At 54.5% G+C, this 23,325-nt stretch carries 23 protein-coding genes; 14 read left to right on the top strand and 9 right to left on the bottom strand.

Features of this window, described 5'->3' with window-relative positions; all coding sequences use genetic code 11:
• The first annotated feature begins 200 nt into the window (after positions 1-200).
• Both ydiJ and menI read left to right on the top strand, forming a co-directional pair.
• A complete protein-coding gene (gene ydiJ, locus NMC31_RS12490; RefSeq protein ID WP_253898116.1) occupies positions 201-3,257 on the top strand; it encodes a D-2-hydroxyglutarate dehydrogenase YdiJ in 3,057 nt (1,018 codons plus the stop codon).
• Positions 3,254-3,664, top strand: coding sequence for a 1,4-dihydroxy-2-naphthoyl-CoA hydrolase (gene menI, locus NMC31_RS12485; protein WP_149462678.1), 411 nt, complete (start codon positions 3,254-3,256; stop codon positions 3,662-3,664). The genes ydiJ and menI overlap by 4 nt, the downstream gene beginning before the upstream one ends.
• 37 nt (positions 3,665-3,701) lie before the next feature.
• On the opposite strand, the gene NMC31_RS12480 is transcribed toward menI, so the two are convergent.
• Positions 3,702-3,893, bottom strand: coding sequence for a YegP family protein (locus NMC31_RS12480; RefSeq protein WP_253898115.1), 192 nt, complete (start codon positions 3,891-3,893; stop codon positions 3,702-3,704).
• A gap of 371 nt (positions 3,894-4,264) precedes the next feature.
• On the opposite strand from NMC31_RS12480, the gene sufA reads away from it, so the two are divergent.
• The 7 genes from sufA to ldtE all read left to right on the top strand — a co-directional run bounded on the left by sufA (position 4,265) and on the right by ldtE (position 10,910).
• Entirely contained in the window at positions 4,265-4,633 is a 369-nt protein-coding gene (sufA, locus tag NMC31_RS12475) for a Fe-S cluster assembly scaffold SufA (RefSeq protein WP_149462676.1), read from the top strand.
• An 11-nt stretch (positions 4,634-4,644) separates the two neighbouring features.
• Positions 4,645-6,132 carry a Fe-S cluster assembly protein SufB gene (sufB, locus tag NMC31_RS12470; RefSeq protein WP_149462675.1) on the top strand — a complete coding sequence of 496 codons (1,488 nt, stop codon included), beginning with the start codon at positions 4,645-4,647 and terminating at the stop codon, positions 6,130-6,132.
• 16 nt (positions 6,133-6,148) lie between these two features.
• Positions 6,149-6,889 carry a Fe-S cluster assembly ATPase SufC gene (sufC, locus tag NMC31_RS12465; RefSeq protein ID WP_253898114.1) on the top strand — a complete coding sequence of 247 codons (741 nt, stop codon included), beginning with the start codon at positions 6,149-6,151 and terminating at the stop codon, positions 6,887-6,889.
• Positions 6,870-8,138 (top strand): Fe-S cluster assembly protein SufD, encoded by a 1,269-nt coding sequence (gene sufD / locus NMC31_RS12460; RefSeq protein ID WP_253898113.1) that lies wholly within the window; start codon positions 6,870-6,872, stop codon positions 8,136-8,138. Before sufC ends, sufD begins: the two co-directional genes overlap by 20 nt.
• 2 nt (positions 8,139-8,140) lie before the next feature.
• Complete coding sequence (gene sufS, locus NMC31_RS12455; protein ID WP_253898112.1) at positions 8,141-9,361, top strand: cysteine desulfurase SufS; 1,221 nt, start codon at positions 8,141-8,143, stop codon at positions 9,359-9,361.
• A 12-nt stretch (positions 9,362-9,373) separates the two neighbouring features.
• A complete protein-coding gene (sufE, locus tag NMC31_RS12450) occupies positions 9,374-9,790 on the top strand; it encodes a cysteine desulfuration protein SufE (protein ID WP_253898111.1) in 417 nt (138 codons plus the stop codon).
• 103 nt (positions 9,791-9,893) lie between these two features.
• Complete coding sequence (ldtE, locus tag NMC31_RS12445) at positions 9,894-10,910, top strand: L,D-transpeptidase LdtE (RefSeq protein WP_253898110.1); 1,017 nt, start codon at positions 9,894-9,896, stop codon at positions 10,908-10,910.
• Positions 10,911-10,974: 64 nt separating this feature from the next.
• Here the strand turns inward: ldtE and NMC31_RS12440 are convergent, their stop codons facing one another.
• From NMC31_RS12440 to ynhH, 3 genes are all read right to left on the bottom strand, one after another.
• Complete coding sequence (locus NMC31_RS12440) at positions 10,975-11,211, bottom strand: major outer membrane lipoprotein (RefSeq protein WP_007374746.1); 237 nt, start codon at positions 11,209-11,211, stop codon at positions 10,975-10,977.
• Positions 11,212-11,523: 312 nt separating this feature from the next.
• Positions 11,524-12,936, bottom strand: coding sequence for a pyruvate kinase PykF (pykF, locus tag NMC31_RS12435; protein ID WP_149462669.1), 1,413 nt, complete (start codon positions 12,934-12,936; stop codon positions 11,524-11,526).
• A 7-nt stretch (positions 12,937-12,943) separates the two neighbouring features.
• Entirely contained in the window at positions 12,944-13,201 is a 258-nt protein-coding gene (gene ynhH, locus NMC31_RS26285; RefSeq protein WP_436650259.1) for a protein YnhH, read from the bottom strand.
• 227 nt (positions 13,202-13,428) lie between these two features.
• Between ynhH and fumD the strand changes: the two genes are divergently transcribed.
• Positions 13,429-13,641: a fumarate hydratase FumD gene (gene fumD, locus NMC31_RS12430; protein WP_253898109.1), complete on the top strand. Its 213-nt coding sequence runs from the start codon at positions 13,429-13,431 to the stop codon at positions 13,639-13,641.
• 18 nt (positions 13,642-13,659) lie between these two features.
• Here fumD and NMC31_RS12425 read toward each other — a convergent pair whose 3' ends face one another.
• Positions 13,660-14,298, bottom strand: coding sequence for a TetR/AcrR family transcriptional regulator (locus tag NMC31_RS12425; protein WP_149462667.1), 639 nt, complete (start codon positions 14,296-14,298; stop codon positions 13,660-13,662).
• Positions 14,299-14,426: 128 nt separating this feature from the next.
• Here NMC31_RS12425 and NMC31_RS12420 point away from each other — a divergent pair, with 128 nt between their 5' ends.
• The 4 genes from NMC31_RS12420 (at position 14,427) to NMC31_RS12405 (ending at position 19,399) form a co-directional block, all read left to right on the top strand.
• On the top strand, positions 14,427-16,277 hold the full coding sequence (locus NMC31_RS12420) for a bifunctional sugar phosphate isomerase/epimerase/4-hydroxyphenylpyruvate dioxygenase family protein (RefSeq protein WP_253898108.1): 1,851 nt from the start codon (positions 14,427-14,429) through the stop codon (positions 16,275-16,277).
• A gap of 80 nt (positions 16,278-16,357) precedes the next feature.
• Positions 16,358-17,704, top strand: a complete 1,347-nt coding sequence (locus tag NMC31_RS12415; RefSeq protein ID WP_253898107.1) for an MFS transporter — start codon at positions 16,358-16,360, stop codon at positions 17,702-17,704.
• The gene (locus tag NMC31_RS12410; RefSeq protein WP_253898106.1) at positions 17,694-18,527 is read left to right on the top strand and encodes a shikimate dehydrogenase family protein; all 834 of its coding nucleotides are present in this window, start codon (positions 17,694-17,696) and stop codon (positions 18,525-18,527) included. Before NMC31_RS12415 ends, NMC31_RS12410 begins: the two co-directional genes overlap by 11 nt.
• 149 nt (positions 18,528-18,676) lie before the next feature.
• Positions 18,677-19,399, top strand: coding sequence for a substrate-binding domain-containing protein (locus NMC31_RS12405; RefSeq protein ID WP_253898105.1), 723 nt, complete (start codon positions 18,677-18,679; stop codon positions 19,397-19,399).
• Here the strand turns inward: NMC31_RS12405 and NMC31_RS12400 are convergent.
• The 4 genes from NMC31_RS12400 to NMC31_RS12385 form a co-directional block, all read right to left on the bottom strand.
• Entirely contained in the window at positions 19,385-20,134 is a 750-nt protein-coding gene (locus NMC31_RS12400; RefSeq protein ID WP_253898104.1) for an ABC transporter ATP-binding protein, read from the bottom strand. The genes NMC31_RS12405 and NMC31_RS12400 overlap by 15 nt on opposite strands.
• The gene (locus tag NMC31_RS12395) at positions 20,131-21,138 is read right to left on the bottom strand and encodes a FecCD family ABC transporter permease (protein ID WP_253898103.1); all 1,008 of its coding nucleotides are present in this window, start codon (positions 21,136-21,138) and stop codon (positions 20,131-20,133) included. Before NMC31_RS12395 ends, NMC31_RS12400 begins: the two co-directional genes overlap by 4 nt.
• Complete coding sequence (locus NMC31_RS12390; RefSeq protein ID WP_253898102.1) at positions 21,125-22,192, bottom strand: ABC transporter substrate-binding protein; 1,068 nt, start codon at positions 22,190-22,192, stop codon at positions 21,125-21,127. Before NMC31_RS12390 ends, NMC31_RS12395 begins: the two co-directional genes overlap by 14 nt.
• A gap of 186 nt (positions 22,193-22,378) precedes the next feature.
• A complete protein-coding gene (locus NMC31_RS12385; protein WP_149462660.1) occupies positions 22,379-23,197 on the bottom strand; it encodes a DNA-binding transcriptional regulator in 819 nt (272 codons plus the stop codon).
• Positions 23,198-23,325 lie beyond the last annotated feature (128 nt).

Here is a 23,325-nt window from a genome sequence, read left to right as displayed (position 1 = left end):
GGCGCGGCGTAAACCCTTTTATTGATAATAATATCAATCCATTTAAGCGGCCGATTTTGCACTTAAATCTACCGGGCGCATAAGAAAAAAATGTGATACAACGTTGAATGCACTACGCAAACGATTAAACATGCGCTTCGCGCCCATGGCGACGCTGCGCGTGTATAACAACACTAACTATTCAGACAGGGTCAAGCGTCATGATCCCACAGATTTCTCAGGCACCGGGCGTCGTTCAACTGGTGCTGAATTATTTGCAAGCACTGGAGCAACAAGGTTTTACTGGCGATACCGCCACGCGTTATGCCGACCGACTAACCATGGCGACCGATAACAGCGTTTATCAGCTGTTACCGGATGCGGTGGTGTTCCCGCGTTCAACGGCGGATGTGGCCCTGCTGGCCCGGCTGGCGGCAGAAGAGCGCTTTCAGTCGCTCATCTTCACCCCCCGCGGCGGCGGTACCGGCACTAACGGGCAGGCGCTGAACCAGGGCATCATCATTGATATGTCCCGCTATATGAATCGCATCATTGAAATCAATCCCGAAGAGGGTTGGGTGCGGGTTGAAGCCGGGGTTATCAAAGATCAGCTCAATCAATATCTCAAACCGTACGGCTATTTCTTCGCGCCGGAGCTCTCCACAAGCAACCGCGCGACGCTGGGCGGTATGATCAACACCGACGCCTCCGGGCAGGGCTCGCTGGTGTACGGCAAAACCTCCGATCACGTCTTAGGCGTGCGCGCCGTGCTACTGGGCGGCGATATTCTGGATACCCAACCCGTACCGGTGGCGCTGGCGGAAACGCTGGCGAAAGAGCAGTCCGCCTCCGGGCGCATTTACCGCACGGTATTTGAAGGTTGTCGCGCGAATCGTCAGCTCATCATCGATAAGTTCCCGAAACTTAACCGTTTCCTGACCGGTTACGATTTGCGTCACGTCTTCAACGACGAGATGACCGAATTTGACTTAACCCGCATTCTCACCGGCTCAGAAGGTACACTGGCGTTTATTACCGAAGCACGGCTGGATATCACCCCGCTGCCGAAAGTGCGTCGTCTGGTTAACATTAAGTACGACTCGTTCAACTCAGCACTACGCAATGCGCCCTTTATGGTAGAAGCCCGCGCGCTGTCGGTGGAAACAGTTGACTCTAAGGTCCTGAATCTGGCGCGGGAAGACATTGTCTGGCATTCGGTCAGTGAACTGATCGCTGATGTGCCCGATAAAGAGATGCTCGGCCTGAATATTGTTGAATTCGCCGGTGACGATGACGCGCTGATTGAAGAGCAGGTTACCTCGTTATGCCAACGTCTGGACACGCTTATCGCGAATCAGGAAGGTGGCGTGATTGGCTGGCAGCGCTGCAATGAGCTTGACGGCATCGAGCGCATCTACGCGATGCGTAAAAAGGCGGTGGGTCTGTTGGGCAATGCGAAAGGCGCGGCGAAGCCGATTCCGTTTGCCGAAGATACCTGCGTGCCGCCGGAACATCTCGCGGATTACATCGTTGAATTTCGCGCGTTACTCGACAGCCACGGCCTGAGCTACGGCATGTTTGGTCATGTCGATGCCGGCGTGCTGCACGTGCGTCCGGCGCTGGATATGTGTGACCCTCAACAAGAGATTTTAATGAAGCAAATCTCCGATGATGTGGTGGCGCTCACCGCGAAATACGGCGGTCTGCTGTGGGGCGAGCACGGGAAAGGCTTTCGCGCGGAATACAGCCCGGCCTTCTTCGGCGATGCGTTATATGGCGAGCTGCGTAAAGTCAAAGCAGCGTTCGACCCGCTTAACCGCTTAAATCCCGGGAAAATCTGCCCGCCGGAAGGCGTGGATGCGCCGATGATGAAAGTCGATGCGGTGAAACGCGGGACTTTTGACAGGCAAATCCCGATTGCTGTGCGGTCCTCCTGGCGCGGGGCGATGGAGTGTAATGGCAACGGATTATGTTTTAACTTCGATGCCAAAAGCCCGATGTGCCCGTCAATGAAGATTACCAACGATCGTATTCATTCGCCGAAAGGGCGCGCCACGCTGGTGCGTGAATGGCTGCGTTTGTTGGCCGATCGTGGCGTAGATCCCTTATTGCTGGAGAAAGAATTACCGGATAAACGCGCGAGCTTGCGTTCATTGATTGAGCGTACCCGCAACAGCTGGCACGCGCGCAAGGGCGAATACGATTTCTCACACGAAGTGAAAGAGGCGATGTCGGGCTGTCTGGCCTGTAAAGCCTGTTCTACCCAATGTCCAATCAAAATTGATGTGCCGGATTTCCGCGCACGTTTCTTACAGCTTTATCACACGCGTTATCTGCGCCCGGTACGCGATCATCTGGTGGCGACGGTTGAAAGCTATGCGCCGCTGATGGCGCGCGCGCCGAAAACCTTTAACTTCTTTATGAATCAACCGCTGGTACGCAAGCTGTCGGAAAAACACATTGGCATGATTGATTTGCCAATGCTTTCCGCGCCGTCGTTGCAAAAGCAGATGATCTCTCACCGTTCCGCCAATATGACGCTGGAACAGCTGGAAGCGCTAACACCCGAACAAAAAGCGATGACCGTGCTGGTGGTGCAGGATCCTTTCACCAGCTACTACGATGCGCAGGTGGTGGCCGACTTCATTCGTCTGATTGATAAGCTGGGCCTTCAGCCGGTACTGCTGCCATTCTCACCCAATGGTAAAGCGCAGCATATTAAAGGTTTCGTCACGCGCTTTACCAAAACCGCACGTAAAACGGCAGATTACCTGAACCGTGTGGCGGAATTGGGCATTCCTATGGTGGGCGTCGATCCGGCCCTGGTGCTGTGTTATCGCGATGAATACAAGCAAGTGTTGGGCGATAAACGCGGTGATTTCAACGTTATGCTGGTCCATGAATGGCTGCCTCAGGCGCTGGACGGTATTAATAGCCATGAATCCGGCGGCGAGCCCTGGTATTTGTTTGGGCACTGTACCGAGGTTACCGCACTACCTTCCGCGCCAAAACAGTGGGCCACCATTTTTGCCCGGTTCGGCGCGAAGCTGGAAAACGTCAACGTCGGCTGCTGCGGGATGGCGGGAACCTATGGCCACGAAAAGAAAAACCACCAAAACTCGCTGGGGATTTATGCGCTATCATGGCAGCAGGCCATGCAACGCCTGCCGCGTAATCGCTGTCTGGCAACCGGATACTCATGTCGTAGTCAGGTGAAGCGCGTGGAAGGTAATGGCGTTCGCCATCCGTTACAGGCACTTCTGGAGATTATTGGATGATTTGGAGACGACAGACGACCCTCGATGCCCTGAATGCGATGAATGAAGGGACGATGATGGCGCTGCTGGATATTCGCTATGTTGCGTTAACCGATGATGCGCTTGAGGCGACGATGCCCGTTGACCATCGCACCCATCAGCCATTCGGTCTGTTACACGGTGGCGCATCAGTCGTTCTTGCCGAGACACTGGGCTCAATGGCGGGCTATCTCTGTACCGAAGGCGATCAAAAAGTTGTCGGGCTGGAAATCAATGCCAACCACATCCGTTCGGTGCGTAGCGGCCGGGTTCGCGGCGTCTGTAAAGCGATCCACACCGGGCGTCGCAGCCAGGTGTGGCAAATCGAAATCTTCGATGAGGAAGGGCGCTTGTGTTGCACATCGCGCCTGACCACCGCCGTGGTGTAAAACAAATGCAAAAGGCCCAAATCCCTGGGCCTTTTGCTTATTTCGCCGTATCGTCTTTAATCGTTTCGCTCGCGCCGTTCTTCTGAACGGAGGCAATACCTTTCTTCGCCGCGTCCTTGCTCGAGTACATCTCACTGGTGGCGATGGTTTCGTGATTATCGGCCTTCAGTAAAAAATACCACGGTTGCGCAACGTCTTTTTCTGACTTCTTAAGCACATAATAACCCATGATTTCTCCCGATATTGTTGAAGGGGTCATCAATGATTTAGGTCAGATTTAGCGATCCGGCAAGTTTGCGTACCAAGGGTGTGAGCTGAAAGGCACAGAGAGGCCGAAAAACTATCAAATAAATAGGTATTAGCGATGCATGTTTTATTCATCAACCACTTCCAGTAATGACCTCTTCCTAATCTATTATTTTTCAATGTGTTGTAAAAAATTATCTATCCCGGTTGCCTGCAGAATGAGGGTCTATGCTTATAAAAAGCCCTGTAAAACAGGTTCGAAGGTAATACCCCTGTTGTAGATGGGTTGAAGTGATAATCATTATCACTAACATAGTGTTATGCCTTTGATGGCTTAACCGATGAGGTAGACCAATGGAAGTAGATTCTGGAACGTTTGATCCGAATGATTTTGCCTGGCGTGGCCTGACGTTAACGCCTGCGGCAGCAACACAAATTCGCAATCTGGTCAGCAAACAACCGGGTATGCAGGGCGTGCGTCTCGGCGTGAAGCAGACCGGTTGTGCCGGGTTTGGCTATGTGCTGGATACGGTAATAGAGCCCCATGCCGATGACCTGTTATTTGAGTCTGACGGTGCAAAACTGTGGGTGCCTCTTTCGGCGATGCCGTTTATTGACGGCACCGAAGTGGATTACGTGCGCGAAGGACTAAATCAGATATTTAAATTTCATAACCCGAAAGCGCAGAACGAATGCGGCTGCGGCGAAAGTTTTGGGGTATAGGCGGTACGATTATGACGCGCAATACTGAAGCAACTGACGATGTCAAAACATGGTCCGGCGGCCCGCTGAATTACAAAGAGGGCTTCTTCACCCAGTTAAAGACCGATGAACTGGCAAAAGGGGTCAACGAAGAGGTGGTCCGCGCCATTTCAGCGAAACGCAATGAGCCGGAATGGATGCTCGAGTTTCGCCTGAATGCCTTCCACGCCTGGGAGCAGATGAAAGAGCCGCACTGGTTGAAGGCGAACTATGCTTCGCTTAATTATCAGGATTACAGCTACTACTCTGCGCCGTCCTGCGGTAACTGCGATGAAACCTGTGCCTCTGAACCGGGCGCGGTCCAACAGACGGGCGCCAATACCTTCCTCACCGATGAAGTTGAAGCAGCGTTTAACCAGCTTGGCGTACCGGTGCGCGAAGGCAAAGAAGTGGCTGTCGATGCGATATTCGACTCGGTTTCTGTGGCTACCACCTACCGGGAAAAACTTTCTGAGCAGGGCATTATTTTCTGTTCGTTTGGCGAAGCGATCCACGACCATCCTGAACTGGTGAAACAGTATCTGGGCACGGTGGTACCGTCGAACGATAACTTTTTTGCCGCGCTGAACGCGGCGGTGGCATCAGATGGCACCTTTATCTACATCCCGAAAGGTGTGCGCTGCCCGATGGAGCTGTCGACCTATTTTCGTATTAACGCCGAAAAAACCGGTCAGTTTGAACGCACGATCCTGATTGCCGATGAAGGCAGCTATGTGAGCTATATCGAAGGATGTTCCGCCCCGGTGCGTGAAAGTTATCAGCTTCACGCGGCGGTGGTGGAGGTTATCATCCACAAAGATGCGGAAGTGAAATACTCCACGGTACAAAACTGGTTCCCCGGCGATAACAACACCGGCGGTATCCTGAACTTTGTCACCAAGCGCGCCCTGTGCGAAGGCGAAAACAGCAAAATGTCCTGGACCCAGTCGGAAACGGGTTCCGCCATTACCTGGAAATACCCGAGCTGCATTTTGCGCGGTGATAACTCGATTGGCGAGTTCTTCTCGGTGGCGCTGACCAGCGGCCATCAGCAGGCCGATACCGGCACCAAAATGATCCACATTGGTAAAAACACCAAATCGACGATCATCTCGAAAGGGATCTCCGCCGGACACAGCCAGAACAGCTATCGCGGGCTGGTGAAAATCATGCCGACCGCGACCAATGCGCGTAATTACACCCAGTGTGACTCGATGCTGATTGGCCCGGACTGCGGTGCGCACACCTTCCCGTATGTCGAATGCCGCAACAACAGCGCACAGCTGGAACATGAAGCCACCACTTCGCGAATCGGCGAAGATCAGCTGTTCTACTGCCTGCAACGCGGGATCAGCGAGGACGATGCGATCTCGATGATCGTCAATGGCTTCTGTAAGGACGTCTTCTCCGAGCTGCCGCTGGAGTTTGCCGTGGAAGCGCAAAAATTGCTGGCGATAAGCCTTGAACACAGCGTCGGATAAGGATTAAGGGATCTCTATGTTAAGTATTAAAGATTTACAGGTTGCCGTTGAAGATAAAGAAATCCTGCGCGGCTTAAGCCTTGACATAAAGCCAGGGGAAGTGCACGCCATCATGGGGCCGAACGGCTCCGGGAAAAGTACGCTTTCCGCCACGCTCGCCGGGCGCGAAGACTATGAAGTGACCGGCGGCGCGGTCAGCTTTAAGGGGAAAGACCTGCTGGAACTCTCTCCTGAAGATCGCGCGGGGGAAGGCATCTTTATGGCCTTCCAGTATCCGGTGGAAATTCCGGGTGTTAGCAATCAGTTTTTCCTGCAAACGGCGCTGAATGCGGTACGTAAATACCGTGGTCAGGACGCGCTGGATCGTTTTGATTTTCAGGACCTGATGGAAGAGAAAATCAGCCTGCTGAAAATGCCGCAGGATTTGCTCACCCGCTCGGTAAACGTCGGCTTCTCCGGCGGTGAGAAAAAGCGCAATGACATTTTGCAGATGGCGGTGCTTGAGCCAGAGCTGTGCATACTGGATGAAACGGATTCCGGGCTGGATATTGACGCGCTGAAGATTGTGGCAGACGGCGTGAACGCCCTGCGTGACGGTAAACGGTCGTTCATTATCGTCACCCATTACCAGCGCATTCTCGACTACATCAAGCCGGATGTGGTGCATGTGCTTTATCAGGGGCGCATTGTGAAATCCGGCGACTTCACCCTGGTGAAACAACTGGAGGAGCAGGGCTATGGCTGGCTTACCGAATAGCAGTAACGCGCTGCAACAGTGGCATCATCTGTTCGAAGCGCAGGGCGGACAGCGTTCACCGCAGGCGCGTGAACATCTGCAACAGGTGCTGCGCCTCGGGCTGCCCACGCGTAAAGATGAAGACTGGAAATACACCGCGCTGGATAGTTTGCTCAACAGTCAGTTTGTCGCGCCGCGGCTGACCACGCTTGAAGATATTGCGCCCGATTCGCTGGCCTTAACGGTGGATGCGTGGCGTCTGGTGTTTGTCGATGGTCAGTTTGCACCAGGGCTGAGCGATGCGCTGGAAGAGAGCGGGTTTGAGGTTGCCGTTAATAACGAGCGCGAAGCCTTGCCCGGAGCGATTAACGGTGAAATTTTTCTGCATCTCACCGAAAGCCTGGCGGCGACGGTGACGCATATTCGCGTCGCGCGCAATCAACGTCCGGCGAAACCGCTGTTGCTGATGCACATTACGCGGGGGCTGGAGGGTGAGGAAATGAATACCGCCCATTATCGCCACCACATTGCGCTGGGAACCGGGGCGGAAGCCACGGTGATTGAACATTACGTCAGCCTGAATGAACAACGCCACTTTAGCGGCGCACGCTTCACTATGGACGTGGCGGACAATGCGCATTTGCATCATCTGAAGCTGGGTTTTGAAAACCCGCAAAGCTTCCACTTTGCCCATAACGACATTCGTCTGGGTCAGGATGCCAGCGCCCACAGCAGCAGTTTTCTGCTCGGTGCGGCGGTAACGCGACACCACACAAGCACGCAGTTGAACGGTGAAAACACCACCTTACGCCTGAACAGCCTGGCGATGCCGGTCAACACGGAAGTGTGCGATACCCGTACATGGCTTGAGCATAACAAAGGCTATTGCAACAGCCGTCAGCTGCATAAAACCATCGTTAGCGATAAAGGCCGTGCGGTATTTAATGGTCTGATTAACGTGGCGAAACACGCAATCAAAACCGACGGACAGATGACCAATAACAATCTGCTGCTGGGGCGACTGGCTGAGGCGGATACCAAGCCGCAGCTGGAAATTTATGCCGATGACGTAAAATGCAGCCATGGCGCGACGGTGGGACGCATTGATGATGAACAGCTTTTTTATCTGCGTTCGCGAGGGATAAGCGACAGTGACGCGCATAAAATTATTATCTACGCCTTTGCCGCCGGGTTGACGGAAGCCATCGCCAACGATGCGCTAAAACAGCAAGTTCTGGCGCGAATCGGTCAGCGCTTGCCAGGGGGATAGCAATGACATTTTCTGTACAACAGGTACGCGCCGATTTCCCGGTGTTAAGTCGGGAAGTTAATGGTCAGCCGCTGGCGTATCTCGACTCAGCGGCCAGCGCGCAAAAACCCGAGCAGGTGATCCGCGCGGAGGCGGAATTCTACCGTCACGGCTATGCGGCGGTGCATCGCGGTATTCATACGCTGAGCGCTGAAGCAACGCAGCGGATGGAAGAGGTGCGCCAGAAAGCGGCAAACTTCCTTAACGCTCGTTCCGCTGAAGAGCTGGTTTTCGTGCGCGGGACCACCGAAGGAATAAACCTGGTAGCCAACAGTTGGGGCAGTGACAACGTGCGTGCGGGCGACAACATTGTGATTACCGCGATGGAGCACCACGCCAATATCGTACCGTGGCAAATGCTTTGTGCTCGTAGCGGTGCGGAACTGCGCGTGATCCCACTTAACGTCGATGGCACATTGCAGATGGATATTGCGCCGACGCTGTTTGATGAGCGTACCCGGCTGCTGGCAGTAACCCAGGTGTCCAACGTGCTGGGAACAGAAAACCCGGTGGCGGCGCTTATCGCACTGGCGCATCAATACGGCGCGAAAGCGCTCATCGACGGCGCGCAGGCGGTGATGCATCACCCGGTTGATGTGCAGGCGCTGGACTGCGATTTCTACGCCTTTTCGGGCCACAAACTCTACGGGCCGACGGGGATCGGCGTGTTGTATGTGAAAGAAGAAATACTGCAGGCCATGCCGCCGTGGGAAGGGGGCGGCTCGATGATTGCGACCGTCAGCCTGACGGAAGGCACGACCTGGGCGAAAGCACCGTGGCGCTTCGAGGCCGGGACGCCGAATACGGGCGGGATTATTGGACTCGGCGCGGCGTTCGATTATCTCAATGCGCTGGGCCTTGAAGCGGTTGGCGAGTATGAACAAACGCTGATGCGTTACGCTCTGACGTCGCTGGCAGACGTGCCCGATCTCCATCTTTATGGCCCGGCGGATAGACTGGGCGTCATTGCCTTTAACCTCGGCACGCATCACGCCTATGACGTCGGCAGTTTCCTTGATAACTACGGCATTGCCGTGCGCACCGGACATCATTGTGCGATGCCGCTGATGGCGTTCTATCAGGTGCCGGCAATGTGCCGGGCGTCACTGGCGATGTATAACACATTTGAAGAGGTCGACCGTCTGGTGACGGGGTTGCGCCGCATTCATCACTTATTGGGATAACAGGGAGGAACGATGGCTGCTTTACCGGATAAAGAGAAGCTGCTGCGAAATTTTGGCCGGTGCGCGAACTGGGAGGAGAAGTATCTCTACATTATTGAGCTGGGTCAGCGTCTCCCGCCGTTGAGCCCCGAGGCGCATAAACCGGAAAACAGTATTCAGGGCTGCCAGAGTCAGGTGTGGATTGTTGTTTCTCGTAACCGTGAGGGTATGGTCGAATTACAGGGCGACAGCGATGCGGCAATCGTGAAAGGATTGATTGCCGTGGTGTTTATTCTCTACGATCAAATGACGCCGGACGACATTCTCGCCTTTGACGTTCGCCCGTGGTTCAGTCAGATGGCGCTGACCCAACACCTCACGCCCTCGCGCTCGCAGGGCCTGGAAGCCATGATTCGCGCAATTCGCGCGCAAGTTGCTAATTTCAGCTAATATAATATAGACAGCTTTCATACAGTTACGCGAGGCAGGAACCGCCTCGCTGGTCGTTCTGCTTTCTGGCGGTTTGTCAGTGAATGTGAATAAGGAATCCCATATGAAGCGCGCGTCTCTTATAACTCTTAGCATCTTAGCGGCTCTTAGTGCTGTACATAGCGCCTGGGCTGTTGATTATCCGCTGCCTCCGGCCAACAGTCGTCTGATTGGTCAGAACCAAACTTACACGGTTCAGGAGAGCGATCGTAACTTACAGGCCATTGCGCGACGTTTCGATACGGCGGCGATGCTGCTTATTGAAGCTAATAACACCATGGCGCCAGTCCCGAGACCGGGTACGGTCGTGACCATCCCATCGCAGATGCTGCTGCCGGATGCTCCGCGTGAAGGCATCATTGTCAATCTGGCTGAACTGCGGCTTTACTACTTCCCACCGGGAGAAAATCAGGTCCAGGTTTATCCGATTGGTATCGGCTTGCAAGGACTCGAAACACCGGAGATGACGACCCGCATAGGGCAGAAGATCCCAAATCCAACCTGGACGCCTCCTGCAGGCATTCGCGCGCGTTCCGCGGCGAAGGGCATTAATCTGCCTGCCGTCGTCCCCGCCGGGCCGAATAACCCGTTAGGGCGTTATGCGCTGCGTCTGGCTTACGGCAACGGTGAATACCTGATTCACGGTACCAGCGCACCGGACAGCGTAGGGCTGCGCGTAAGTTCAGGCTGCATTCGCATGAACGCACCGGATATCAAAGCGCTGTTCAGCCAGGTTCGTAGCGGCACGCCGGTGCGCGTCATCAACGAGCCGGTGAAATATTCGGTTGAACCAAACGGTATGCGCTATGTAGAAGTTCATCGTCCGCTGTCGCAGAACCCGGAACAGGATACGCAGAACCTGAGCTTCAGGCTCTCCTCTGACTTCACGCAGTTTGCACAGCATGCTGATGTGCGCAAGGAGCAGCTTCAGAAGGCGTTGACGCGTCGGGCGGGGTATCCGGTCGCGGTCAGTGTTGAAAACGGCGCAGCGCGCGCTACAGAGCCGTCATTATCGATGCAGAATGGTCAGCGTGGTGATGCGGTGTCGGAAGGCGAGGTTTCAGGGACGGTAACGCAATAGCGATAGTTAAATCACAGGCAAAAAAAAATGGCGCACAATGTGCGCCATTTTATTACCAGAACTCTTACTTACGGTAAGAGTGAGCCTGGTTGTCCAGACGCTGGTTAGCGCGAGCTGCGTCATCTTTAGCAGCCTGAACGTCGGAACGGATTGCGTTCACGTCGTTGCTCAGCTGGTCAACTTTAGCGTTCAGAGTCTGAACGTCAGAAGACAGCTGATCGATTTTAGCATTGCTGGAGCAACCTGCCAGCAGAGTAGAACCCAGGATTACCGCGCCCAGTACCAGTTTAGTACGATTCATTATAAATACCCTCTAGATTGAGTTAATCTCCATGTAGCGTTACAAGTATTACACAAACTTTTTTATCTTGAGAATATTTTTTTATCCGAAAACCCTTATTTTTTATCGTTCGCTCAAAGAAGCATCGACTTTCACGCTGGTGAAAGAAAAACTCTATGAAAACAGGGGAGTTCCATCGGATTCGTCTTAGATAATTTTAGTTTAAATAGTAAAATCCGATTTGCTTTTTTATTGAGCATGGTGATTAGACGTAATAAAAAAAGCGCCCCGAAGGGCGCTTTTTATTAGCATCTGAAATAGATCTGTAAATTATTACAGTACGTGTACGGATGCAGTATTGGTGGTTCCGCTTGGTACCAGTGCGCCAGAAACCATCACGACAACGTCGCCTTTCTGCGCCAGACCGCTTTCCAGAGCGACTTCTTTACCCAGGCGATAGAAATCATCAGTAGAGGTGATTTCTTTCACCAGCTGCGGCACAACGCCTTTGCTCAGCACCAGCTGACGCGCGGTGGTTTCGTTGGTGGTCAGCGCCAGGATGGTGGCATCCGGGAAGTATTTACGCACTGCGCGAGCAGATTTACCGCCCTGGGTCGCAACGACGATCAGCGGCGCGTCCAGTTTCTCAGCAGTTTCTACCGCGCCACGGCAAACGGCTTCAGTGATGCGCAGTTTACGGCTGTCGTTGTTGAACTCCAGACGGCTGGTCATCACGCGGTCAGTACGTTCGCAGATGGTGGCCATGATGGTCACCGCTTCCAGCGGGTATTTACCTTTAGCGGATTCGCCAGACAGCATAACGGCATCGGTGCCGTCCAGGATGGCGTTAGCAACGTCACCAGCTTCTGCGCGGGTAGGGCGCGGGTTTTTGATCATGGAATCGAGCATCTGGGTCGCAGTGATAACGACTTTACGTGCACGGATACATTTTTCGATGATCATTTTCTGCGCGAAGATAACTTCTTCAACCGGGATCTCAACACCCATGTCGCCACGCGCAACCATGATGCCGTCGGAAGCTTCGAGGATTTCGTCGAAGTTGTTCAGGCCTTCCTGGTTTTCAATTTTGGAGATGATCTGGATCTTCTCGCCGCCGTGCGCTTTCAGGTGCTCACGGATTTCAACAACGTCAGAACGTTTGCGGATGAAGGAAGCCGCGACAAAGTCAACGCCTTGTTCGCAACCGAAGATCAGGTCTTGCTTGTCTTTTTCAGCCAGTGCTGGCAGCGCGATGGAAACGCCCGGCAGGTTAACGCCTTTGTTTTCGCCCAGGTCGCCGTTGTTCAGCACTTTACAGATAACTTTGTTACCTTCGATAGCGGTAACTTCCATGCCGATCAGACCATCGTCAACCAGAACGGTGTTGCCAACGGACAGGTCGGTAGTGAAACCTTCATAGGTTACCGCAACGATTTCGTTGTTACCGACGACAGATTTGTCAGTGGTGAAGGTGAAAGTCTGGCCTGCTTTCAGGGAGACGTCGTTGCCGCCTTCCAGTTTGATGGTACGGATTTCCGGACCTTTGGTATCCAGCAGGATAGCGGCTTTCTGGCCGGTTTTCTTCATCACGTTGCGCAGGTTCTGGATGCGCTGACCGTGTTCAGCATAGTCGCCGTGGGAGAAGTTCAGACGCATAACGTTCATGCCCGCATCGAGCATTTTGCCTAACATCTCTTCGGATTCGGTTTTCGGACCGATGGTGCAAACAATTTTGGTCTTTTTCATGACAGTCTTAGTCTTTAAGTTGAGTAAGTTGAGAAGGATATGGGAATCTCGCTCCATAAGCGCACAGCCACGGAGTCAAACCTGTGTTACGAAACTTGCGACGCCACGCCATCATAAGGATAGGTGACATCAAAAAAGCGTGCAGAGGAAAGTGTGCTAGTGGTTCAGCAAACTGAAGGGTACGATAATTATGTTGGTTATTAATACAGTTCAATGAGCTGAAACCATTCAAGAAAGAATCGGCGCGTATTATACGGTGTAACATCACAAAAAGAAAATAAAAACAGCGTTTCAAAATTCGAAAGATTAACATTAACAAAATAAAAACCTTTCCAGTAAGGTATTATAACACTGTGGTAAGATTTATTGATGAATTCCTCGCCGCAAAAGGCTGTTTTACGCTGAAAAGAGAGGCACATTCATCAATTTGATTTATATTAAATTTGAATCAATAATGTTTTGATTATTAATGGAAAACAGGGAGCGCGCACAATGGGGAATCTGAGTAAAGACGAGGTTCTGTACCAGGAGATGTGTCGAGTGGTCGGTAAAGTTGTGCTCGAAATGCGCGATTTGGGCCAGGAACCGAAACATATTGTGATTGCAGGCGTTGTGCGTACGGCGCTGGCGAATAGCAAAATACAGCGTTCGGCGCTAACGCGTGAAGCCATGGAAAAGGTGATTAAAGCACTGGCAGGGCAGTAACCCCACCAGGCAGTGCGCTCAGGCAATCACAAACCGTAGCACCGCTTTAACGGCAATATCGCTGTGATGCGCAATTAACGCTTCGTCATCAATTTCCGGCAACGGGCCATCCAGATACAGGCTATTAAAACTGTAAAAGTTGGAGACCTGATAAAAGCTGAAGCTACTGATGAGGCGGTGCACATCGCGCGCTTCCACGCCGGGCTGAAAAATCGTCTGCTGCTGACCGCGATGTAAAATATTCTCCAGCAGCGAAAGTGCGCTCTTATTCACCCGCTTAAAGTCATCGGACGATAACAACCATTTCCCTCGTTGCATATTCTCCATGCAGATAATCCGCATGTAATCGGCGTGCGTGGCGTGATAACGCACGCTCCATTTCACCAGTTGCACCAGCGCTTCGACCGGCGGCACATTTTCGAGCCCCAGCTGCTGTTCCGTTTCGCGTATACGCGCATAAACGTGCTGCAACACAGCCTGATAAAGCTGCTCCTTCGTTTTGAAGTAGTACACCACCATGCGTTTGGTCGTTTGCGCTTCTCCGGCAATTTGTTCCATACGCGCCCCGGCGAGCCCATGTTCAGCGAAAACGGCGATCGCGGCGGTAAAAATCCTGTCTTTCAGAGACTGTGCTTCATCGTGAGCAACGGCGGACATAGCAACTCCTGTTTTTTCTCAAGAACAAAAAATACACACAATGATCACAATTTAGCAACCGAATCTGGCGTAAATGAACCAAATGATTCATATTCATTTCATCTCTTCATTCACACAGGGCGAAACCTATGCTGCGCTCCATTGCTACCGTTTCCATTTCCGGGACGCTGCCTGAAAAACTGAGCGCCATTGCGGCGGCGGGCTATCAGGGCGTTGAAATCTTTGAAAACGATCTGCTCTATTATACCGGTACGCCCGCCGATATCCGAATGCTCGCCGACGATCTGGGCTTAAAAATTACCTTATTCCAGCCATTTCGTGACTTCGAAGGCGCAAGTCGCGAACAGTTTGCCGCCAATCTGGCACGGGCGAAACGTAAATTCGCGCTGATGCATGAACTGGGGTGCGACACCATGTTGCTGTGCAGCAATGTCTCACCGAACTGCTCGGCGGATGTTGACCTGCAGGTTGCCGACCTGCGGGCGCTGGCGACGCTGGCGGAGCAGGAAAACATCCATATTGGCTACGAAGCGCTGGCCTGGGGGACACACGTCAATCGCTGGTATCAGGCGTGGGAGCGTGTCAAAGCGGTCAATAGCCCGGCGATGGGGATTGTGCTGGACAGTTTTCACGTGCTGTCGCTTGGGGATAATCTCACGCGCCTGAATGAGGTGCCACTGGAGAAAATCACCTTCCTGCAACTGGCAGATGCCCCACTAATGAAGATGGATGTGCTGGAGTGGAGCCGCCATTTTCGCTGCTTCCCCGGTCAGGGCGAGCTGCCGCTGATTGAATTCGCAACCGAACTGACGCGCCGTGGCTATCGCGGCCCCTGGTCGCTGGAAATTTTTAACGACGGTTTTCGCGGCTCGCCCAACGGCGCGACGGCGAAAGATGGGTATCGCTCTCTGCTGTGGCTGGAGGAGCAAACCCGCATGGCGCTGAGTAAAAGCGATGCGGATCTGTTTGTCACCGAGCCGTTGCCACAATGGCTCGGTATGGAATTTATCGAGTTTACCGCCAGCGCCGCTGAGGCGAAAAAGCTGGGCGCGATGCTGGCGGGAATGGGATTTCGCCAGACCGGGATGCACCGTTCTAAGCAGGTGGCGCTGTGGAGCAATGGCGATGCGCGGGTCATCATCAACTATCAACCGCACAGCTGGGCGGATCACTTCTATCAACGTCACGGCGTCTCTCTTTGCGCGATGGCGTTGCGCGTCAGCGATAGCGCGGCAGTGATTGCCCGGGCACGTGCGTACGGCTACGCCACCTGGCAAGGGGAAGTCGGCCCGAATGAAAGCACCATTCCGGCGGTGTGTGCGCCGGACGGAAGCCTTATCTATCTGGTTGATGAGAAACAGAATATCTACACCCAGGACTTCACCCTGACGCCTGATGACAACCCTGAGGGTTTTACGGGCATCGATCATCTGGCGCTGGGTATGGAAGCCGACAGTCGCGATAACTGGGTGATGTTCTTTCGTTCGGTATTTGGTTTTGAGCTTGAGCACGAACAAACCATGCTCGACCCGTACGGGCTGGTGCGCAGTCTGGCGGTGCAAAGTCCGCAGGGCAATATTCGCTTTGCACTCAATATTTCGCAAAGCCGCGCCACGCAGATTGCGCGCTCTGTCGCCTGTTATCAGGGCGCGGGCTTGCAGCACGCCGCTTTTTCCTGCCGCGATTTACCGGCAATGCCGCCATTCTCCACGGCTATTTCGCTGCCTGTTCCGGCGAACTATTACGAAGATCTTGTGGCGCGTTTTGGTCAGCCGGAAGGGATGGCTACCCTGCAACAGCAGCAAGTTCTTTATGACCGCGATGCGCAGGGCGGTGAGTTTTTCCATCGCTATAGCTGGCCGTTCAGTGAAGGGCGCTTCTTTTTCGAATTGACCGAAAGGCGAGGCGGTTATGACCAGTACGGGGCCGTCAATGCCGCCGTACGCCTTTCGGCAATGCAGTACCGTCAGATGCTGTAACTGTACCATCCGGTTCACTCCGGGCGTAAGACCATAACAATAAAACATTCATCTGCACTCTACAACGACAGGTAAGCCCTATGAACACATATAGCCATAATCGCGTGGCAACCGCTGAGGCGGTGGCGGCAGTTCCCCGCTCACGGCGTCGTATTGGTATTTTGACGCTGCTGGCCGCGGGTACCATGATCAACTATCTCGACAGAACGGTTTTAGGTATCGCCGCCCCACAACTGACGCAAGAGCTGGGGATTGGCGCGGCAATGATGGGGATTGTTTTCTCTGCATTTGCCTGGACCTACGCGCTGGCGCAAATTCCTGGCGGCATGTTCCTTGACCGCTTTGGCAACAAAGTCACCTATTTCCTGGCGCTGAGTTTCTGGTCGCTGTTTACCCTGCTGCATGGTTTCGCGATTGGCCTGAAAACGCTGCTGCTGTGCCGTTTCGGCCTCGGCGTGAGCGAAGCGCCATGCTTCCCGGTCAATAGTCGGGTCGTCAGCGCCTGGTTCCCGCAGCAGGAGCGCGCGCGTGCCACGGCGGTGTATACGGTGGGGGAATACCTCGGGCTGGCCTGCTTCGCACCATTACTGTTCTGGATAATGGACGGTTTTGGCTGGCGAACATTGTTTATTACCGTTGGTCTCTTTGGGCTTCTATTTGCACTGGTGTGGTGGCGCTGTTATCGGGAACCGCACGAAGATAAATATCTTAGCGATCAGGAGCGAGACTACATCGCCGCAGGCGGCGGTATTACCACCGGAACGGAGAAAAAAACGCATTTCAGCTGGCCGCTGGTGCGCCAGCTATTGAGCAAACGGCAAATTCTCGGGGCCAGTATTGGGCAATTTGCCGGTAACACGGTGCTGGTCTTCTTCCTGACCTGGTTCCCCACTTATCTGGCAACCGAACGCCATATGCCGTGGCTGAAAGTGGGCTTCTTTGCCATTCTGCCGTTCCTGGCGGCGGCGGGCGGCGTGATGTTCGGCGGCTGGGTATCGGACAAAATCCTCAAAGCCACGGGCAGCGCCAACCTTGGCCGCAAACTGCCGATCGTGGTGGGGCTGCTGATGGCAAGCTGCATCATCACCGCTAACTGGCTGGAGAGCGACACGGCGGTGATCCTGGTGATGTCCTTCGCGTTCTTTGGTCAGGGAATGGTCGGGCTTGGCTGGACGCTTATCTCCGATATGGCGCCCAAAGGACTCGGCGGCCTCACCGGCGGGTTGTTTAACTTCTGCGCTAACCTCGCGGGCATTCTGACGCCGCTGGTGATTGGTTTTATCGTCGCCGCCTTCGGCAACTTCTTCTATGCGCTTATCTATATCGGCGGGGCCGCGCTGCTCGGCGTGGTGGCGTATCTCTTTATTCTTGGTGATGTAAAACGTATTGAACTGGATGTTGCGCAAGGAGAAACAGATGCAAATTAGTGGTTACACGCGGTTAATTGCCCATCTGGGGTATCCGACGGAAGGCTTCAAAGCGCCGATGATCTACAACCCGTGGTTTGAAAATCAGAGGGTGGATGTCAAAGTGGTGCCGGTGGGCGTCACGCCCGAGGACTACGCGGATTTCGTCCCGACACTGTTCAAAATGACCAATATTGCCGGAGCGCTGGTCACCATGCCGCACAAAGTGGCGACCTGCGCGCTCATGGCGCGTCTGAGCCCGACAGCGGCCATAGCCGGCGCGTGCAACGCCATTCGTCGTGAGGCGGATGGCTCGCTTACTGGCGAAATGTTCGATGGCGATGGTTTCGTACGCGGTATTCAGCGCAAAGGCTTCCAGACAAGAGGTGCCCGCGCGCTGGTGGTGGGTAGCGGCGGGGTGGGCTCGGCGATTGCCGCTTCTTTAGCGGCGGCAGGCGTTGCGGCGCTAACCTTGTATGACAACCGCGCGGAAATGGCGACGGCGCTTGCCACGCGTTTACAGGCGCATTATCCCCGGCTGAAAATCACCCTGATGGCGAACGATCCTTCCGGGCATCAACTGGTGGTGAACGCCACGCCGCTTGGGATGAGCCTGGATGATCCGCTGCCGCTGCCCGCAGAATTGCTCACACCAGAGATGTTCGTTGGTGAAGTGGTGATGAAGCAGGCTGTCACGCCATTGCTGGCGATGGCGAAAGCGCGTGGCTGTACGACTCAGCAGGGCACGGATATGCTGTTTGAAATGATCCCCGCGTATCTCGATTTCTTCCATCTCCCCGTGGCAACGCCGGAGCAATTGCGCGCACTGGCTCAAATCGACTGATGATGCTTGTGCCTGATGGCGCTACGCTTATCAGGCCTACGGGATCGTCCTTCTTGTAGGCCGGGCAAGCGCAGCGCCCCCGGCATTTTTACGGGCTGCGCATTGCGCATAATCCCGCTAAAATATCCGTTTTTCCGCTGGAATTTGTTATGCCATCCCCCTTAACACTTTTCGCCGCAGGCAGCCTGAAGCGCGCATTTATTCCCCTGATTGAATACTTCACTGCGCAAACCGCTATCCCGGTGAATCTGAATTTTGGCCCTGCCGGGCTGCTGCGTGAGCGCATCGAAGCGGGCGAGGCGTGCGATGTATTTGCTTCGGCCAATGTGCAGCATCCACAGACGCTTATTGCTCAGGGACGGGCGCGGGAAAGCCAGATTTTTGCTCGCAACACGCTAATTCTGACCGCGCGCCGCCACCTCCAAGGCGACGCATTAACACTTCTGCGCAACCCTGCGTTGCGACTGGCGACCTCCACGCCAGGCTGCGACCCTTCAGGTGATTACACCTGGCAGTTGTTTGAAAATCTTAACAATCTTGAGCCTGGCCTCGGTGAGGCATTGAAATCCCGCGCGAAGCAACTGGTCGGCGGACGCGACTCGCTGAGCATTCCGTCTGGCGAGATCGCCAGTAAATGGTTACTGCAACAGGATCTTACCGATCTGTTTATTGGCTATGCGCACTACGCCGCCGCTTTAACGCACGACGAGGCTCTGCGGGTGGTTGCGCTTCCGCAGGCGCAGAACATTTGTTGTGATTACCATGCCGCACGGCTGGCTGAATGTGAAAATGCGCAGACACTTTATGCCTTTATCTTTGCGGATGTTGGGCAGCGTTACCTGCGCGACGCGGGATTTTTAGCGGTGAATTGAAAACAGCGGCGCCAGCACCGGGCATGCGTAATCAGTAAGCTGGATTTTGCGCACCGGCAGGCCATACGCGAGTTGCAGGTTTTCTTCCTGAACGATGTCGGATGTTACACCTGCCAGCCACTCGCCGTTGGGCAACAGCAGCAACGTGTGGCTGGCGATTTGCAACGCATGAGTGGGATCATGCGTGGTGAACACCACCGTGCGCGACTGACCGTGTGCAAGGTTACTGATCAGCTGCAACACGGTTTGCTGATTGGCGAGATCCAGCGCCGAGCAGGGCTCATCGAGCAAAATATTCTGACTGGCGCTGACCAGCGCGCGGGCAATCATCACCAGTTGCTGCTGACCACCGGAAAGGGCGTGGAACAGCGTATCGGCCAGATGCGCAATATTGAGCTGCACCAGCGCCTGCATCACCTGTTGCTCATCCTCCTGTTTGGGTTGCGCAAACAGGGCGATGTGCCGCGCCCGGCCCATCAGCACCACATCGCGCACCTGCCAGGCAAACGCCGGACGAAAAGATTGCGGCACAATGCCTACGCCGCCACGCACGTGTACGCTGCCAGATATTGCCCGCAGCACGCCGGTCACCGTGTCGAGCAACGTGCTCTTCCCGCGCCCATTCGCCCCCAACACTGCCCAGATTTCACCGGGCCGGCAATCGAGTGTCATCGGGGAAAACAACGGCTGCTGATGACCATATACCAGTGCATTCAGAGAAAGTGACGCGGTCATGAGCGGTCTCCTCGACGGGCGTTGCGCACCAGTAACAGGGTAAACAGCGGCGCGCCAATCAATGCGGTCAGAATGCCGATAGGGATCTCCGCCGCCGTCAACGTGCGCGCGACATCATCCACCACAATCATAAAACTGGCACCCACCCAGAACGCGGTTGGCAGCAGGCGACGGTGATCCGCACCCGCCAGCAAACGGGCCAGATGGGGAATCACCAATCCCACCCACGCAATACTGCCGCTTACCGCTACCTGTGCGGCAACCAGTAACGCGCAGCACACCAGCACGCCGCGACGCAACGGTGTGACATTCACACCCAGGGCGCGTGCATCTTTATCGTCGAGTGACAGTAAATTAATGCGCCAGCGCAGTTTAAACAGGACCGCGGCGGCCAGAGCGACCGGAAGCGCGAGCATCAGCGTTTTGTGCCAGTTTGCCGTCGCAAAGCTGCCGAGCAGCCAGAACACGATGTTGGGCAGCGTCTCTTCCGTATCGGCGAGATACTGCATCAGGCTTACCAGTGCGGCAAAGAAACCGCTGAGGATGATCCCGGCGAGGATCAAAATCAGCGTGTTGTCTCGCCCCTGTAGCGCAGCGATGAGATAGACCAGGCACAGCGCCAGCAGGCCAAAGAAGAACGTGGAACCCATCATCAGCGGGGCGCTGAATCCCAATAAAATCGCCAGCGTACCGCCGAACGCTGACCCGGAAGTGACGCCGATAATATGTGGATCGACCAGCGGGTTCTGGAACACGCCCTGGAGCGTGGCGCCGCACAATCCCAGCGCGCCGCCCGCCAGCAGCGCCATCAACACGCGCGGCAAACGCACGGACCAGACTATCTGCTGCGCGATATCCGCAGGCGCATTGGGATGAAACAGCTGCCAGAGCACATCGCGCAGGGGCAGAGGATACTGACCAAAGCAAAGGGACACCACGGCAAGAAAAAGGGTGAGCAGCATCAACCCACCCTGAAGCGCCAGCGGCTGGCTACGGTTGAGCATGCGGCTGCCAACGGGTGCGGTAGAAACGTTGATAATAATCCTGAGCCTGGGCATCAACATCGATGTTTTTGTAACGCTCTGGATAGAGTTTTTTCGCCATCCACAATTCGCCAATCGCCAGCGCTTCCGGCATTGGGTAGCCCCAGGCTTTGGCGTATTCTGGCATCAGCCAGACGCGATGATTTTTCACGGCATCAATGGCCTGCCATTGTGGGTCAGTGGTGATTTCTTTAACCACTTCCGGGTAGCGATCCTGCACGAAAATGACCTGCGGGTTCCACTGTAATACCTGCTCCAGCGACACCTGACGCGCGCCTTTCACTGTCGCCGCGGCGACGTTCATCGCCCCCGCGTGTTGCATCATCAACCCGGTATATTTTCCGGAGCCATAGGTGTTGAGATCCGGGTTGGCCATATAGACGCGGACTTTTTTGTCTTCGGGAATATCCGCGACCGGCGCATTGAATTTCTGGCGCGCGTTAAAAGTGTAGCGGATCAGTTCGTCTGCCTGTTTCTCGCGATTCACCACCTCGCCAATCAGGCGAATACCCTGTTTCAGCCCTTCGTCATAGGCGTGTTCTTCATCCGCCATCGTCGGGTTCATTTTGTTTTTTTCACCGGCGGCATCTTCACGCAGCGAAATTGCGACAACCGGGATGCCCGCGTTTTGAATCTGCTGGATCATCGCCGCAGGCGCATAGTTGGCGACGAATACTACCTGCGGGCGCAGCGCCAGCAGACTTTCGATATTCACCTGCGTCAGGTCGCCGGGCATGGGCAGAGAGGAGAGTGTCGGCATAAAGCGTGCGAAATCGGGGCCGAGTTGTTTTTTCCAGCTACTGAGTACGCCAACCACGTCTTTACCGGCATCTAACTGCACCAGCAGATTAAGCGTCTGGTGCTGGAGTACCACCACGCGGTTAACGGTATCGGGCAGGGTGACCTGACGGCCAAGCTGGTCGGTGAGAGTGCGTTCCGCCTCGGCGGGTGAAACAACGGCAAACGTGGCGCAGAGCAGCGCGATGCCGGGGAGCAGACGTTTTACATTCAACATGAAGTGGCTCTGAGAGAAGGGGAATTTCGATGTGTATTTGAATATATAACGATAGGGATTGCAAATGGTTGTGCGGGAGGTACCTATTAATTTCCGGGGGATGGTGCGCGATGGGGCCCTCACCCTGGCAAAACCGCACTTGCTTAAACTTTGGCACGATCGGTTCCCTCTCCCTGCGGGAGAGGGTTAGGGTGAGGGATGCTCGTAGATAATCTCCTCCTCTTCCATGCGCTCCTCAATCTGTTTCGCTACCCGCTGTAACGCACTCAAATGCTTCGCCGCCGCCTGTTCAATGGTCATCGCTTTGGCGATATACACCAGATTCAGACAACCCATTACCCGGCCCTGGCTGCGCACCGGCACGGCGATGGAGGCGATTTTTTCCTCCTGCTGCCAGCCGCCAAAGTTCTCGCCATAACCATTATGGCGCGTGCGTTCCAGAATTGATGCCAGCTTCTCGGGTTCGCGCGCCAGCTGGTATTCCGCTTCCGGGCGGCCTGCCAGCATGTCGATTATCGGCTGGCGGTCGTGCTCGGCGGAAAACGCCAGCCAGGTAATACCCGACGCGGTCAGCAGCAGCGGCAGGCGGCGACCCACCATGGCACGGTGAAAAGAGAGACGGCTAAAGCGGTGGGTGGTTTCGCGCACCACCATGGCGTCAACGTCGAGCGTAGTTAAATCAGTCGGCCAAATGACCTCGCGCAATAATTCGCCAAGTAATGGTGTTGCAAGTGCAGAAATCCAATGTTCGTCACGAAATCCTTCACTCAGCTGACGAACTTTCATCGTCAAACGGAAGCTGTCATCGGACAAACTGCGGCGAACGTAGCCTTCATCCTGAAGCGTTTCCAGCAGTCGCCGAACGGTGGTGCGATGCAGGCCGCTAAACTCAGCCAGCGTCGCGGTTGATGCACCCCCATCGAATTTATTTAACAAATTTAATAACAATAACCCTCGGGTTAATCCGCGTACTGTTTTGTATTCCGTCGTCTCGTTGTTCTTCATATTTCCTGACAATTATATAGTTAAAACAACTGTGTGCACTAAGTGCACCTCTGAGCCTGTTTTGATTGTAGCCTAAATTACCGGACATATACTGAGCGCATTATAAAAAAATGTTCACATCAAATTAA

The organism is Pseudocitrobacter vendiensis (assembly GCF_943590815.1).
Taxonomy (GTDB): Bacteria; Pseudomonadota; Gammaproteobacteria; order Enterobacterales; family Enterobacteriaceae; genus Pseudocitrobacter; species Pseudocitrobacter vendiensis.
The sequence above is the reverse complement of the archived record's forward strand: the minus strand, read 5'-3'. Positions and strand labels throughout refer to the sequence as shown.